The sequence below is a fragment of the Mycolicibacillus koreensis genome (assembly GCF_002104795.1).
GTDB classification, from domain to species: Bacteria; Actinomycetota; Actinomycetes; order Mycobacteriales; family Mycobacteriaceae; genus Mycobacterium; species Mycobacterium koreense.
Genome location: NZ_NCXO01000067.1, coordinates 1 through 14,544 on the forward strand (window position 1 = coordinate 1; position 14,544 = coordinate 14,544).

The following is a 14,544-nucleotide window of genomic DNA, read 5'->3' on the forward strand; positions in this document are numbered from 1 at the left end:
CCGAGTTTGCCCTACAGTGGGCCACGACCCACCAACCGAAAGTCGCATAACGACTGGACCACCAAACGGGTCCCCCTCATCGTTCCCAATGTCGGCAGCCGGTATGCGAGATGCCCGGTGGTTACGTCACCGGATAGATCAAGTGCAGCCCAAAAGGCATCATCGGTACGAACACGAAATGCGCGCACGACACGGTTCGAGCAGTGCTCGACTGAGGGACCCGTTTGGTGGTCCAGTCGCTATGCGGCTTGGGATTGGTGGGTCGTGGTCGCACTGTAGGGCGATCGGTCGGGCTGACTCCGCGACGGGCCGAATGCGGTCGGTTGGCGTTGTAGTCGATCCTCCAATCATCGATGATCACCCGGGCTTCCAGGAGGGTGTCGAAGCGCCAAGAGTTGAGGAGCTCGTCGCGCAGCTGACCGTTGAACCGGCACCAGTCGTTGACCGCGCGGGCGATGAACTCGGGCCCATGGTCGAACGGCACGTAGTGCGGCGCCCTTGGATGTGGGCGAGCTGGTCGAGGACGTCGACGACGCCGTCCACCGGCCGCCGTAGCCTCAAAAGGGGTATCAAAGTCTTCCCTTTGACGTCTAGACCGGCCACCCGCCGCTCGATAGCGTTCCGAAGTGTGTCCCTGACAGATGTGACGTGTCGGCCGACGGTGGCTGTGGTGAGGTCATCTGAAGGCGGCGTTGGGGGGCCCTCGGAGTGGTGATGTCGGCGAACCTGATTGCCAAGCCGATTCGCGGTCTGGGCGGATTCTTCGGGATGTCGTTGGACACTTTCGTGGCGATCTTCACCCCGCCTTTCGCCTGGGCAGAATTTGTGAACCAGGTGTGGTTCGTGGCGCGCGTCTCGATGGTGCCGGCACTGTTGCTGGCGCTACCGTACGCCGTTATCAGCGGATTCCTGTTCAACATCTTGCTTGGCCAGTTCGGTGCTGCGGATTTCTCCGGCACCGGTAGTGCATTCTTCGCTGTCTCCCAAATCGCTCCGTTGGCGACCGTGATCGTCGTTTCCGGTGCCGGCGCTACGGCGATGTGTGCGGATCTGGGCGCCCGGACCATCCGTGAAGAAATCGATGCCCAACGGGTGATGGGTGTCGATCCGATCCGAGCGTTGGTGGTACCGAGAGTGCTGGCCGCCACCTTGGTTTCGCTGCTGATCGTTTCGCAGGTCGTCATCGTGGGCCTGGTCGGTGCCTACTTTCTCTCGGTCTATTACCTGCATGTCTCAGCAGGGGCCTTTGTTGAAGGTATGACGTTGCTAACCGGACTGGATGACGTCATCGTGACGTTGATCAAAGCGACGCTTTTCGGCGTGTGCTCCGGTCTGATCGCCTGCTACAAGGGAATTTCCGTGAGGGGCGGTCCGTCCAACGTAGGTATCGCTGTCAACGAAACAGTTGTGTTCTGCTTTCTCGTCTTGTTCATGATCAACATTCTTGTAACCGCTGTCGGCGTCCAATTTACGATCTCGTGAGGTGAGCAACTGATGAGGACGACCGCTCCGAGTGTGCTCCGACCTCGGGCGCAGCACGCGTTGAGTATGCTTGTGGGGAAGTGGAACCGGACCGGTGACCGGACCCGGTTCTACGTCGCCACCCTCAGTTCCATTCCCCACGCGGTTGTTCGGTACCGAGCGGAGATACTGCGCCTAATCGCCCAAATGGGGTTGGGGGTCGGGGCGCTCGCAGTGATCGGCGGATCGGTCGTGATCATCGGGATGCTGACACTGACTACCGGCGCTTTGGTTGCGGTCCAAGGCTACAACCAGTTCCAAGCTGTCGGGGTGGAAGCGCTGACTGGGGCAGCGTCGGCCTTCTTTAATCCGCGCGTCATTCAATTGGGGACCATTACAGTCGCTCTGGCTGCGACGATCGGCGCGGGCGCTACCGCTGAACTGGGCGCGATGCGGATCAACGAGGAGATCGACGCCCTCGAGGTGATGGGTATCCGCGCCGTTGCCTACTTGACCAGCACCCGGGTTGTCGCCGGCGTGATCGTGGTGATCCCGCTGTGGTGTGTGGGGTTGTTCACTGCTTATGGGGCAGCTCGTATCGGCACGACTGCCATCTATGGTCAAGGCTCCGGCGTTTATGACCATTACTTCAATACGTTTCTCCACACCGCCGACCTGGTCTGGTCACTCTCCGAGATCGTTGCTGTGACTCTGATAATCATGCTGATTCACACCTTTCGCGGATACCATGCGGCAGGCGGGCCGGCGGGTGTGGGTGATGCCGTCGGGGTCGCAGTGCGAACTTCCATGTCGGTAGCCTCGCTCGCCATTGTCATGATGGTTCTTGCTGTCTACGGGCAAGACGGCAACATCCGATTGGCCGGCTAGCACGATGAAAAATGGACATGGCCTCGATCGGATCCACAGCGCGGTGTGGACGGTCATTCTCCTGACGACTATCGGCTTGTTCCTCCTCGTGACAACGGCGTTTTTCCGCGGCACCTTTCAGTCCTATGTGCCGGTGACGCTGGTGTCGGACCGATCGGGTCTGGTGATGGAGATCGGCGCAATGGTCAAGATGCGCGGCGTGCAGGTGGGTCGCGTCGGTAAGGCGGATTCCGGCCATGACGCCGTTGCTCTTCAACTGCAGATCGAACCGGGCCAAATCGGGAAGATCCCGGCAAACGTCGAGGCAAGAATCAGCGTCCTCACCGCATTTGGCGCCAAGTTCGTTGATCTGATCCCGCCCCCCGAGCCGAGCTCGGACCGATTGGCTGCCGGCGCGGTATTGCATTCCAGCAATGTCACCGCCGAGGTCAACACTGTCCTGAAAAGCGTCGCCGATCTGCTCGAGATGGTCGACCCGGCCAAACTGAACGCTGTCTTGACCGCGGTAGCCGATGGGCTACGTGGGCAGGGCGAGCAGATCGGCGAAGCCGTCACCGATCTCCATCAGGTCCTGCTGGCGCTCAACGAACGAAGCGAGACCGTTCGCGCGGATTGGCAGGCAATGAAGAACTTCGGCGACACCTACGACGCGGCCGCGCCGGATATCCTGACGATTCTCGACGCCGTCAGCACCACCAGCGAGACCATCGTGAACCACTCGGACTCGCTGGACAGCTTGTTGCTGAACACCGTCGGACTCTCGAGCGCCGGGACGAGCCTTCTTGCGGCGAGCAAGGACAGCTTGGTCGAAACTGTGAACACTCTCGAACCCACCACGAACCTGCTGCTCAAGTACAACCCGGTGTACACCTGCACGCTCCAAGGCGCAACGTGGGTCCTCGATAACTCGATGTCGTCGGTGTGGGGCGCCGACGGTCGTTCGCTGATCCTCGACGTAGCGCTGCTTCTCGGTAACGACCCCTACAAGTATCCGGAAAACCTGCCGGTTGTTGCCGCCAAGGGCGGGCCCGGCGGCCAACCCGGGTGCGGCTCGTTGCCGGACCCCACCAAGAACTTCCCGGTGCGCCAACTGATTACCGACACCGGGTGGGGGACGGGCGTCGACATCCGACCCAATCCCGGCATCGGGCAACCGTGCTGGGCGGATTACCTTCCGGTGACTCGCGCCGTGCCCGAACCGCCCAGCATCCGTCAGTGCATCCCTGGGCCGGCGGTCGGTCCGGAGCCTTACCCGGGCGCACCTCCCTACGGTGCGCCGCTGTACGGCCCCGGCGGGGTGCCACTGTGGCCAGGGGTGCCGCCGGCCGATTCCGGTCAGGCGTCCCCACCGTGACCGCAACCGATCTGACATAAGCCACCTAGGTACCCGTGAAAGGAGGGGAAGTTGATGCGAAAGGACCTGACGGGCGTCATTGTTCGGGTTGGCGTCTTCGTGACCGCCTGCCTGTGCGGCACGTTCGCCTTGATGGTGGTTTTCGCTCAGGTTCGGTTCGGTGACGGCAAGACCTACAACGCCGAATTCACCAATGTGTCCAACCTGAAGGAAGGCAACTTCGTCCGAATCGCCGGGGTGGAGGTCGGCAAGGTTAAGAGCATCGTCGTCAACGAGGACGCAACGGTGCGGGTTGAATTCGAGGCCGAAGCTTCTGCGGTTCTGACCGAGGGTACCCGGGCCGAGATCCGCTATGACGATTTGATCGGCGGTCGCTATCTGGCGCTTGAGGAGGGGGCCGGAGACCTCCGGACGCTCGCGCCCGGCGACACGATTCCGGTGTCCCGCACGAAGCCAGCGCTGGATCTGGATTCGGTGATGGGAGGCTTCCGTCCCCTGCTCCGCGGGTTCAATCCCGACCAGATCAACGCGCTGAGCGGCCAGTTGGTCACCACGCTCCAAGGCCAAGGACCCGCTATCGCGCTGGTTCTGGAACAAGCCGCCACGGTGACCGACACTCTGGCCGATCGTGATCTTTTGATCGGGCAACTCATCGACAACCTTGACGGGGTGTTGGGGACGGTCGGTGGCCAGACCGATCAACTCGATAAAGCAGTGGTCTCGCTTTCGGAGTTGGTCCAGGCGCTTGCGGAACGCAAGAACGACATCTCTAACGCCGTGGCCTACACGAACGCCGCCGCCGGTTCGATCGCCGACCTATTGACCCAGGCGCGCGAACCGGTTCAGAAGGTGGTCTATGAAACCGATCGCACTGCGGCGCAGGTGCTGGCCGATGAGGAGTACTTTGACAACTTGCTGGAGGTGCTGCCCGACAAGTACCGGGCGCTGAACCGTCAAGCGATCTACGGCGATTACTACAGCTTCTATTTCTGTGACGTGATCATCAAACTCAACGGCAAGGGCGGTCAGCCTGTGTACACGAAGGTGGCCGGCCAGAGCACGGGAAGGTGCGCGCCCAAATGACATCGCTTGTTCAACGGATGCGGGTGATGAAGCCGTTCGCGGAACGCGATCATTTCAGGCTGGGCGTCGTTGGCATCTTGCTGATCGGGGGAATCGTGGCGGCCGCGCTGTTCAACCAAAAACTGCCGTTCTTCAAACACGGGCGGGAATACTCCGGCTATTTTGCCGATGCCGGGGGTCTGTTCACCGGTGCCGGTGTGGAGGTCTCCGGCTTCCCCGTCGGGAAGGTGACCAGCATTTCTCTGGACGGGCCGAGAGTTCTGGTCAAATTCAACATCGGCGGCAACGTTCGGTTGGGCGACCAGAGCACGGCCTCGATCAAAACCAAGGGGTTGCTGGGCACCAAGATGATCGATGTTGTGCCCAACGGCGACCGGCCGTTGGCTGGTCCGATCCCGATCGACCGGACGGTATCTCCGTACCAACTACCCGACGCCCTGGGCGACTTGACCGCCAAGATCAGCGGGTTGGACACCGATCAGCTGTCCGACGCGCTTGGCACCGTGGCCGACGTCTTCTCCGATACCCCGCCAGCTCTCAAAGATGCGGTTCAGGGTGTCGGGAGATTCTCGGAGATAATCGCCGAACGCGACACCGAGCTGCGCAGCCTGTTGGACAACGCGGCGAAGGCGACGGGGGTGCTGTCCAAGCGCACCGACCAGGTGGTCGGTCTGGTACGGGACACCAACGCACTTTTGGCGCAGTTGAGGAGGGAAAGCGCCGCGTTAGGGCGGCTCGCGGGAAATATTTCGGCGCTGTCACGGCAATTAAAGGCGTTCATCGCCGAAAACCGTCAGCAACTGCGCCCGACGCTGGACAAGCTCAACGGCGTTCTCGCGATTGTTGACAATCGCAAGGAGCGTGTCCAAGAAGCGATTAAAGGGCTCGGCGCGTACGCGATGAGGCTCGGTGAGACGGTGGCCTCGGGGCCGTTCTTCAAGGCCTATGTGGTCAATCTTCTGCCGGGGCAGTTCGTCCAGCCGTTTGTCGACGCTGCCTTCTCCGACCTGGGACTGGACCCCGCTACGCTGCTGCCCTCGCAACTGAGCGACCCGCAAGTCGGCCAGCCAGGGACTCCTCCGCTGCCTGTGCCCTATCCGCGGACCGGCCAGGGTGGTGAGCCGCGGTTGAACCTTCCCGACGCGATCACCGGAAATGCCGACCCCGGTCTGCCTGCGCAATCTCCGGGTCGCTACCCCTATCGGCCAGAGCCGCCGGCCCCGCCTCCAGGAGGCCCGCCACCTGGACCACCCGCCCTCCCTCCGGAGGTGGCATCCATCCCCGAACCGACACCCTCACCCGTCTACGTGCCGGCGCCGGGAGAAGTACCACCGGACGGGCAACGATGATGGCCCGGTTGAGAGAGGTTCGGACGGCCGCGCAGCGGCACGCCCGCGTTGTTCTGGCGGGAGTTCTCTCGTTGGTCCTGGTCGGCGCGCTGTTCGTCGCCCTACCGACGACAGATCGGATCACCCGCGTTCCGGTGGTCGGCTACTTCGATAACAGCACCGGCCTGTACCCGGGAGATGACGTCCGAATCCTGGGCGTACGTGTCGGCAGGATCGACAAGATCGAACCACAGCCGCGGCGGGTCAAGATTTCATTCTGGTTCGATCGCAAATACGCGGTCCCGGCGGACGCCAAGGCCGTCATCTTGTCTCCACAGCTGGTGAGCGGCAGAGCGTTGCAGTTGACGCCGGCCTACACTGGCGGGCCCACGATGCAAAGCGGTGCGGTCATCCCCCAGGAGCGCACCGCGGTCCCGATCGAATGGGATGACATGCGGGCGCAAATCCAGCGCCTCACAGAGATGTTGCAGCCGACCGAACCCGGCGGGGTGAGCACGCTGGGAGCGGTGATCGACAGCGCCGCGGAGAACCTGCGGGGGCAGGGCGCCAACATTCGTGACACGATCATCAAGCTGTCGACCGCGGTGTCAGCGCTCGGTGACCACAGCGACGACATCTTCTCCACGGTGAAGAACCTGTCAACACTCGTGTCGGCACTGCATGACAGCAGTGATTTGCTCAAGCAGTTGAATCAGAACCTGGCTACGGTGTCAGCAGTTCTGGCCGACGACCCGAACGAGGTTGCTCAAGCGGTCACTGACCTGAATGCAGTCATCGCCGATGTCGGCAGCTTTGTAGCCGACAACAGGGAGGCGGTCGGTCTCGCATCGGACAGGCTGACGTCGATCACCACCGCCCTAGTCGAGAGCCTTGGCGACGTCGAACAGGTGCTACATGTCTTGCCGACGGCAATGGTGGATTTCAACAACATCTACGAACCCGCCAATGGTTCGCTGACCGGCGTGTTGATGCTGAACAATTTCGCAAACCCGGTTTCCTTCCTGTGCGGTGCGGTACAGGCCGCCTCCCGCTTGGGAGCGGAACAGGCGGCGAAACTGTGCACCCAGTATTTGGCGCCGATCGTAAAGAACCGTCAGTACAACTTCTTACCGATCGGAGAGAACCTCTTTGTCGGCGCACAGGCCAGACCCAACGAGGTCACATACAGTGAGGACTGGATGCGTCCCGATTTCGTTCCGCCGGCCGATGATTCATCGCCGACTCCGCCGCAACAGCCGGTAGAGCCACTGCCCGCTGAGACAGTCGCCACCGATCCTGCCGCCGGTTTACCCGGCATCATGGTCCAGCAAGGAGCGGACAGATGAAGTTGACCAGATCGCGGCCCGGCGCAACCTGGCTGGTGACGATCATGCTGATGGTCAGCCTGTCTGGTTGTGGCTGGCGGGGGCTCAACAGCTTGCCGCTACCTGGTTTGCCGGGCAGCGGATCGGGGTCCTTCGCGGTCCAGGCGCAAATGGCCGATGTTCGAAATCTCCAGGAGAATTCGCGGGTTCGTGTCGGCGACGTGACCGTCGGGCATGTGACGAAAATTGAACGCCAGGGCTGGCATGCTTTGTTGACGATGAGCCTCGACCAGAGCGTCGACCTGCCCGCCAATGCGACCGCAACGATTGGTCAGGCCACCCTGTTGGGCGCATTGCATATCGAGCTTGCGCCACCAAGGAATGAACCGCCGAAGGGCGAGTTGCGCGACGGCTCGGTCATCCCGTTGTCTCGCGCGGATGCCTATCCGACCCTCGAACAGACACTGGCGGCGCTGTCGTTGGTGCTCAACGGCGGTGGGTTGGGCCAAATTCAGGACATTACCGAGGCGCTCAGCACCGCTTTCGACGGCCGCGAGGATGAGGTCCGTGACCTAGTCGAACAGCTGAAAATCTTCACTGCGAACGTCAGCGACCAGACTGATGACATCATCGCTGCGGCCGAGAGTGTCAACCGGCTGGTAGGAAAGTTCGCTGAGCAACAACCCGTCCTGGATCGGGCGATCAAGATTATTCCTGAGGCGCTCGCCGTGCTCAACGACGAACGGGGGAACCTCGTCGAGGCGGCCGACCAATTGGGTAAATTCAGCGCGCTGACCGTCGACACGGTCAACAAGACCAAGGTGAATCTGGTCAAGGAATTGGAGCAAATCGGGCCCGTGTTGGAGTCTTTGGCCAACGCCGGACCCAGCCTGACCCGAGCGCTCGGTCTCATTCCCACCTATCCCTTCCCGAACGAAACGATCGAAAAATGGCAACGCGGTGATCACGCGAATCTGACGGCCGTCGTGGACCTGACCCTCAGCCGGATCGACGCGGGGATCTTCACTGGGTCCCGATTTGAGTGCAATCTGACTGAGCTCGAGTTGCAGTGGGGTCGTACGATCGGCCAGTTCCCCAGTCCGTGCCTAGCCGGCGGTCCGTTCAATCAGGGTAATCCGCTTGCTATTCCGTATAACTGGGATCAGGGGCGCTGACGTGTATCTCAGCCGCGAAATGAGGCGCAAGCTGTTCCTCTTCATCGTTGTCGCGTTGACCGCGATCGGGGTGATGGCGGTGCAGTTTATGGATTTGCCCGCAACGCTTTTCGGGGTGGGACGCTATACAGTCCGGATGGAATTGTCTGAGACAGGCGGGTTGTATGGTTCCGGCAACGTAACCTATCGCGGGGTCACCGTAGGCAGAGTGCAGTCAGTGGAGTTGACCGATACCGGTGTAGAAGCGGTCCTGTCGCTGCAATCCGGTATCGATATCCCATCCGACCTCAAGGCGGAGGTGCACAGCCAGTCAGCTATCGGCGAACAGTATGTCGAGTTGCTGCCACGCAGCGACACCGCGGCACCATTGGAGAACGGCGACGTGATCTCACTGGACGACACTTCTGTGCCGCCTGACATCAACACCGTTCTCGACGGTTTGGTCGGCGGTCTGCGCGCTGTACCCCATGACAACGTCAGCACAGTCATCGATGAGTCCTATATCGCGGTGGGGGGTCTCGGCCCGGAGCTGTCCAAGATTGTCAGAGGCGGGTCGAAGCTGACAACCGATGCACGGAAGAACCTTGACCCGCTGATCGCGCTGATCGACGAATCCAAGACGGTCCTCGACTCACAGACAGAGACCTCCGATTCCATTGCGGGCTGGGCTGCCAACCTGGCCACGGTTACCAAGGAATTACAGGACCACGAAGCGGCGGTCGCCGGGATCGTCGACCAGGGCGGGCCGGCGCTGGGGGAGGTGCGCCAACTGATCGAACGGGTGCAGCCCACCTTGCCCATCCTGCTTGCCAACCTGGCAAGCGTCAGCAATGTTGCACTTACCTACCAGCATTCGATTGAACAGATTCTCGTGTTGGCTCCGCAACTCATCGCCGTCGAAGCTGGCGCGATCATCGCTCAGGTGAACACTAAACAGGACTACAGAGGCATCTACCTGAGCTTCAACCTCAACCTCAACCTGCCGCCGTCGTGCACAACCGGGTACTTGCCCGCTCAGCAGCAGCGAAGCCCGTCCTTCGAGGACTACCCGGACCTCCCGCCGGGCGACCTGTACTGCCGAGTGCCGCAAGACTCGCCAATCGCAGTGCGTGGTGCCCGCAACCTCCCGTGCGCAACCGTGCCAGGCAAGCGGGCGCCCACCGTGAAGATGTGTGAAAGCGACGAAGCGTACGTGCCGCTTAACGACGGCTTCAATTGGAAGGGCGACCCCAATGCGACCATCACCGGTCAGGACATCCCGCAGCTGCCTCCCGAAGCATCGCCGGAAGCCGGTCCCAGCGACCCGCCGCCACCGATAGCGGTCGTCGAATACGACCCGGCCACAGGTAGCTATATCGGGCCCGATGGGCGTCAGTACACGCAATCGGATTTAGCCGAAACTGCGCCGAAAGACTTGACATGGGAAGCGATGTTGCTGCCGCCAGGCAGCTAATCGGCCCATATCCGCATCGACTACGAGGAACGGAGGGCAGTATGCGATTAGCGACAGGTCCCGAACTGATCCAGGAACGCGACGTCAAGGAAGTCGTGGAGGCCGAGGACAGCATTGAAGCCGAAGAGACGGAGGACGTCGCAACTGTCGAACCCAAGAAGGCCGACGACGTCGAGGCTGTCGAGTCCGATGCAGACCCCGCCGGTGCTGCCGTCGTGCAGACGAGAAGACCTCTGTCGGTGCCGCAGCGGGTGATGCTGGTGGTCCTGGCTGTGATCGTTGCCTTGTCGGGATTGGCCGGATGGTGGGGATGGCACGCCTACCAAGTCCACCAGGCGCAGGTTCAGCGAAGTCAATTTCTGCAGGTAGCTCGGCAAGGAGCATTGAACCTGACGACAATCGACTGGCAGCACGCTGACACCGACGTAGAACGTATTCTGGACAGCGCTACGGGTCCTTTCTATGACGACTTCGCAGAACGATCCCAATCGTTCATCGACATCGTCAGGCAAGCTCAAGCGACCACCACCGGGACGATCGCCGAAGCCGGTCTGGAGTCGGAGACCCCTGACGGCGCACAGGTGTTGGTGGCGGTGAATGTGGAGACGGTGAATGCGGCCGCTCCTGAGCAGACCCCGCGAGCATGGCGGATGCGTCTCACGGTCCAAAAAGTTGATGACCAGGTGAAGGTCTCGAACGTGGAGTTTGTGGCATGAGGTTCTCAAGCGTACTCCTGGGCGGTGAGCCAAAAAAGACAGAGACGGTGGACAATTCGACCGCCGAAGAGACGCCGCTAGCTGTCGTGAAGGAAGAGAAGGGAGACGCGGTCGATGTCGCCGAGGCGACCACGGAAGTCGACCTGTCGATTCGTCGGTACCGACTGTGGCCGTTGAGGTGGTCGGTCGGCTGGCCGACGGTGATTGCCTATGCCGTTCTGCCCGGCGTGGTGCTCCTCCTGGCGTTGACAGTGGGATTTGCTAAATGGCAAGCAATTTCGACCGGTGAAGCCCACCGGTCTGGTGTGGAAGCCACGGAGGCCGCGACCGAGGCAACGATTGCGCTGTTGTCCTACCAGCCTGACACGGTGGAGAGCGATCTCGACGCCGCGCGCAGCCGGTTAACTGGCACCTTTTTAGACTCTTATACGGAGTTGACCCAGGAAGTGGTGATCCCGGGGGCAAAGCAGAAACAAATCTCCGCGGTGGCCACCGTTCCCGGTGCGGCATTGGTATCGGTGACCGGCAGCCACGCCGTCGTTCTGCTCTTTGTGAATCAGACCGTCATCGTCGGCCAAGACGCACCGACCGATACCGCGTCCAGGGTTCGAGTCGCCCTCGACAAAGTCGATGACCGATGGCTGATTTCCGAGTTCGAGCCGGTCTGAGCCGGCCATGATTCGGCACCCATTTCGCCGCATATCCCTATCGTTGGCCTGTGTTGGCGTAGTTGTGGAGGTATTGGCTGGTGTCGCGGCGGTTGTGGTGGCACCCCGCGCCCAGGCCGACGCGTTGGCTTATCTAGTCGGAGTGACGATGCGGCCCGGCTACAACTTCGCTGATGCCGACGCAGCTTTGGCTTATGGATACGGCATCTGCGACAAAGTAGCTGAAGGCCGTGGCTATACCGAGGTGATGAACGAAGTGAAGGTCGACTTCGCCACCTCGGATGATTATCAGGCCACGTACCTGATATCGCAGGCGGTCAACGAACTGTGCCCCGACCTGATCTGGCAGTTGCGCAACTCTGCAGCACACCATCGTCAATTGCCTAGCGCGACCGGACAAGCAGGAGGGTGACATGTTGTCCTGGCGAACGGTCATAACTCTTTCGGCTGTCGTGGGTCTCGGTCTGTTGGCGGGTGCGCCAGCTGCTCGCGGCGATAACAAGCGACTCAATGACGGTGTGGTCGCAAACGTCTACACCATGCAGCAACAAGCGGGCTGCACCAACGACGTCAGGATCAACCCGCAGCTGCAACTCGCCGCCGAGTGGCACACGAGGGATCTGATGAACAACCGAAACCTCGACGGCGACGTTGGCTCCGACGGTTCCGGGCCGCAAGAACGCGCCAACGCAGCCGGCTTTCACGGTCAGGTGGCGGAAACAGTTGCGATCCACCCTGCCAACGCGATCAGCGGTGTTGACCTGATCAACCGGTGGTATCACAATCCGACGGATTTCGCGGTCATGTCCAACTGCGCCAACACCCAGATCGGTGTGTGGTCAGAAAACAGCATGGACCGTACGGTCGTGGTTGCCGTCTATGGGCAACCCGAGCGAGATGAGGTAGGGGAGAAGGACGTCGCGGCGCCGTCGCCTGACGCATCAGCGAATCTTCCCATCGGTCCCACCCCTGACTACGACGGCAGTGACGAGATCGAGTTCGGGGTCGATTGGTTCGCTTGGATTTTGCGCGGTGTGTACCCGCCGCCGAGCTACCCGCCGCAGTGACGGCGCCCTTCATGCAGACAGGAAATCGCAATCGCCACGAGGTTAGGAGCAAACGGCAGTGAGTGCCTACAAGCTGTTCAGGTGCATGCAATGCGGATTCGAGTACGACGAGGCTGTGGGCTGGCCCGAGGATGGTCTCGCACCCGGCACCCGCTGGGACGCCATCCCTGACGACTGGGTCTGCCCGGACTGTGGAGCGGCCAAGTCCGATTTCGAGATGGTGGAAGTCGCACGTGGGTGATCTCGTGTTGGCTAGCCGCATGTAGCGCTGGCTGAAGAGGACGGGGCGGTCGCGCAGGGCGATGGTGCCAAAGGCGCGGTTTTTGAAATTCCGAACGTGTCGGATTAACAGGTGAACGGTTGAGGCTCGCCACCGGCCTCAATCGGACATCTGCCGGGATGCGTCGGAGGAAATCTCACCGATTAACGGCTTCTGGAGAATTCGCAGGCGGAACAGCGCCACCCGCACCTGTGGTGTGGCGGCGGAGAAGCTGGTGCGCTGGAACCGGATTGCTCTGACGCGGATAAGTATTCGAGACCGGTCCGCAACTGGTCCATAACAAGGAGGGATGCGAATGCAGCTGGGCATGATCGGTCTGGGCCGGATGGGGGCGAACCTGGTACGTCGGGTGTTGTGCGCCGGGCACGACTGTGTCGTCTATGACCGCGACACTGTCGCGGTGGAGACGCTGGTTTCCGCGGGTGCGGTCGGGACGGAGTCCATCGCCGAACTAGCGTCGAAGCTGGTAGCCCCGCGGGTCGTGTGGGTGATGGTGCCGGCCGGCGTGATCACCCACTCGGTGATCGCCGAGTTGGCCGGGCTCCTCGAAGGGGGCGACATCGTCATCGACGGCGGCAACTCCTACTACCGTGATGCTGTCCGGCATGCCGAAGAGCTTGCCGGGAAAGGTATTCGGATGCTGGACTGCGGAACCAGCGGTGGGGTGTGGGGGCTTGCACGAGGCTTCAGCCTGATGATCGGTGGCGACCGGTCCGCGTACGCTGCGGCGGAACCGATCTTCGAGGCGTTGGCGCCGGGCGTGCTGGCCGCTGAGCGCACCAAGGGCCGGGACGGCGAGGTGGCTCCCGAGGAGAAAGGCTACCTACACTGCGGACCCAGCGGTGCCGGACACTTCGTGAAGATGGTGCACAATGGGATCGAGTACGGGATGATGGCCGCGGTCTCGGAGGGTCTGAACATCTTGCACCGCGCCGACATCGGGGTCACCGAGACGGTTAGCGAGGATGCCGAGACCGCACCGATGACCCACCCGGAGTTTTACCGCTACGTCCTGGATCTGCCGGCGATCGCCGAGGTGTGGCGGCGCGGCAGCGTGATCGGCTCCTGGTTGGTCGATCTGACCGCCGCAGCCCTGGTCGAATCGCCGGATCTCAGTGCGTTCGAGGGGTGGGTGTCCGATTCCGGCGAGGGCCGGTGGACGGCGATTGCTGCCATCGAGGAGGGGGTGCCTGCCCCGGTGATCACCGCCGCGCTTGGTTCACGATTCGCGTCCCGCAACCTCAACGAGTTCGCCGACAAGGCAGTCGCGGCGATGCGCAAAAAATTCGGCGGCCACGACGAGAAACCGGGCGCCACGCGGTAGGGCCACGCCGCCCTCGTCCGTCTGGCGGTCGCTGTGGCCGAGCGTGCCTTTACGCGTCGGACTCGACTTCGTCGGATCGGCTGATCGGGTCACGCCGACCTGCACACCTCCGCTCATTCGGACGCGCTCGCCTCCGTCGGCTAGGTTGACACAGCGTTCGTCGCCGTGAGGTGGGCCCCCTGTAGTGGTCCAGTCGTTGTGGGACTCTGTTGCCCGAGTGTTCGGGCAGGAAGAATCAATCAACGACATGGCATCGAACAAGCGCCGGCGGCATACGCCGGATCAGATCATCCGCAAGCTCGCCGAGGGCAACAAGCTGGGGTCTGCTGCACGAATAGGTGACAGTTTGGTCACGCGGCCTGACTGGCCGGTGGGGTCATGATTGCTTCGAATTCGATGGGGGTCAACCGGCCGAGACCGGT

Annotated in this window: 14 protein-coding genes and 1 pseudogene; 14 read left to right on the forward strand and 1 reads right to left on the reverse strand. The window is 61.8% G+C overall.

Features of this window, described 5'->3' with window-relative positions; translation table 11 throughout:
• Positions 1–239: 239 nt before the first annotated feature.
• Positions 240–540: pseudogene (locus B8W67_RS21025) on the reverse strand (integrase core domain-containing protein); the annotation flags it as partial.
• A gap of 174 nt (positions 541–714) precedes the next feature.
• Here B8W67_RS21025 and B8W67_RS18800 point away from each other — a divergent pair.
• From B8W67_RS18800 to gnd, 14 genes are all read left to right on the forward strand, one after another.
• Entirely contained in the window at positions 715–1,482 is a 768-nt protein-coding gene (locus tag B8W67_RS18800) for an MlaE family ABC transporter permease (protein ID WP_197747577.1), read from the forward strand.
• A gap of 12 nt (positions 1,483–1,494) precedes the next feature.
• The gene (locus tag B8W67_RS18805) at positions 1,495–2,349 is read left to right on the forward strand and encodes an ABC transporter permease (RefSeq protein ID WP_069393676.1); all 855 of its coding nucleotides are present in this window, start codon (positions 1,495–1,497) and stop codon (positions 2,347–2,349) included.
• 4 nt (positions 2,350–2,353) lie between these two features.
• The gene (locus B8W67_RS18810; protein ID WP_085305623.1) at positions 2,354–3,703 is read left to right on the forward strand and encodes an MCE family protein; all 1,350 of its coding nucleotides are present in this window, start codon (positions 2,354–2,356) and stop codon (positions 3,701–3,703) included.
• 54 nt (positions 3,704–3,757) lie between these two features.
• Positions 3,758–4,786 (forward strand): MCE family protein, encoded by a 1,029-nt coding sequence (locus tag B8W67_RS18815; RefSeq protein WP_085305653.1) that lies wholly within the window; start codon positions 3,758–3,760, stop codon positions 4,784–4,786.
• Between the two features lie 26 nt (positions 4,787–4,812).
• Positions 4,813–6,135, forward strand: a complete 1,323-nt coding sequence (locus B8W67_RS18820) for an MCE family protein (protein WP_109561844.1) — start codon at positions 4,813–4,815, stop codon at positions 6,133–6,135.
• Positions 6,132–7,460, forward strand: a complete 1,329-nt coding sequence (locus B8W67_RS18825; protein WP_069393895.1) for a virulence factor Mce family protein — start codon at positions 6,132–6,134, stop codon at positions 7,458–7,460. Before B8W67_RS18820 ends, B8W67_RS18825 begins: the two co-directional genes overlap by 4 nt.
• Before the next feature lie 44 nt (positions 7,461–7,504).
• Positions 7,505–8,614, forward strand: coding sequence for a virulence factor Mce family protein (locus tag B8W67_RS18830; RefSeq protein ID WP_109470229.1), 1,110 nt, complete (start codon positions 7,505–7,507; stop codon positions 8,612–8,614).
• Position 8,615: 1 nt separating this feature from the next.
• Positions 8,616–10,067 (forward strand): MCE family protein, encoded by a 1,452-nt coding sequence (locus tag B8W67_RS18835; protein WP_069393893.1) that lies wholly within the window; start codon positions 8,616–8,618, stop codon positions 10,065–10,067.
• Positions 10,068–10,108: 41 nt separating this feature from the next.
• Positions 10,109–10,783: an Rv1363c family protein gene (locus B8W67_RS18840; protein ID WP_234794013.1), complete on the forward strand. Its 675-nt coding sequence runs from the start codon at positions 10,109–10,111 to the stop codon at positions 10,781–10,783.
• Between the two features lie 47 nt (positions 10,784–10,830).
• Positions 10,831–11,451 carry a hypothetical protein gene (locus B8W67_RS18845; RefSeq protein WP_133056152.1) on the forward strand — a complete coding sequence of 207 codons (621 nt, stop codon included), beginning with the start codon at positions 10,831–10,833 and terminating at the stop codon, positions 11,449–11,451.
• 7 nt (positions 11,452–11,458) lie between these two features.
• Entirely contained in the window at positions 11,459–11,863 is a 405-nt protein-coding gene (locus B8W67_RS18850; protein ID WP_084229070.1) for a DUF732 domain-containing protein, read from the forward strand.
• Positions 11,864–11,867: 4 nt separating this feature from the next.
• Positions 11,868–12,518, forward strand: coding sequence for a CAP domain-containing protein (locus B8W67_RS18855; RefSeq protein WP_372507485.1), 651 nt, complete (start codon positions 11,868–11,870; stop codon positions 12,516–12,518).
• A gap of 58 nt (positions 12,519–12,576) precedes the next feature.
• A complete protein-coding gene (locus tag B8W67_RS18860; RefSeq protein WP_084229069.1) occupies positions 12,577–12,759 on the forward strand; it encodes a rubredoxin in 183 nt (60 codons plus the stop codon).
• A 334-nt stretch (positions 12,760–13,093) separates the two neighbouring features.
• Positions 13,094–14,122, forward strand: a complete 1,029-nt coding sequence (gene gnd, locus B8W67_RS18865) for a phosphogluconate dehydrogenase (NAD(+)-dependent, decarboxylating) (RefSeq protein WP_069393889.1) — start codon at positions 13,094–13,096, stop codon at positions 14,120–14,122.
• Positions 14,123–14,544 lie beyond the last annotated feature (422 nt).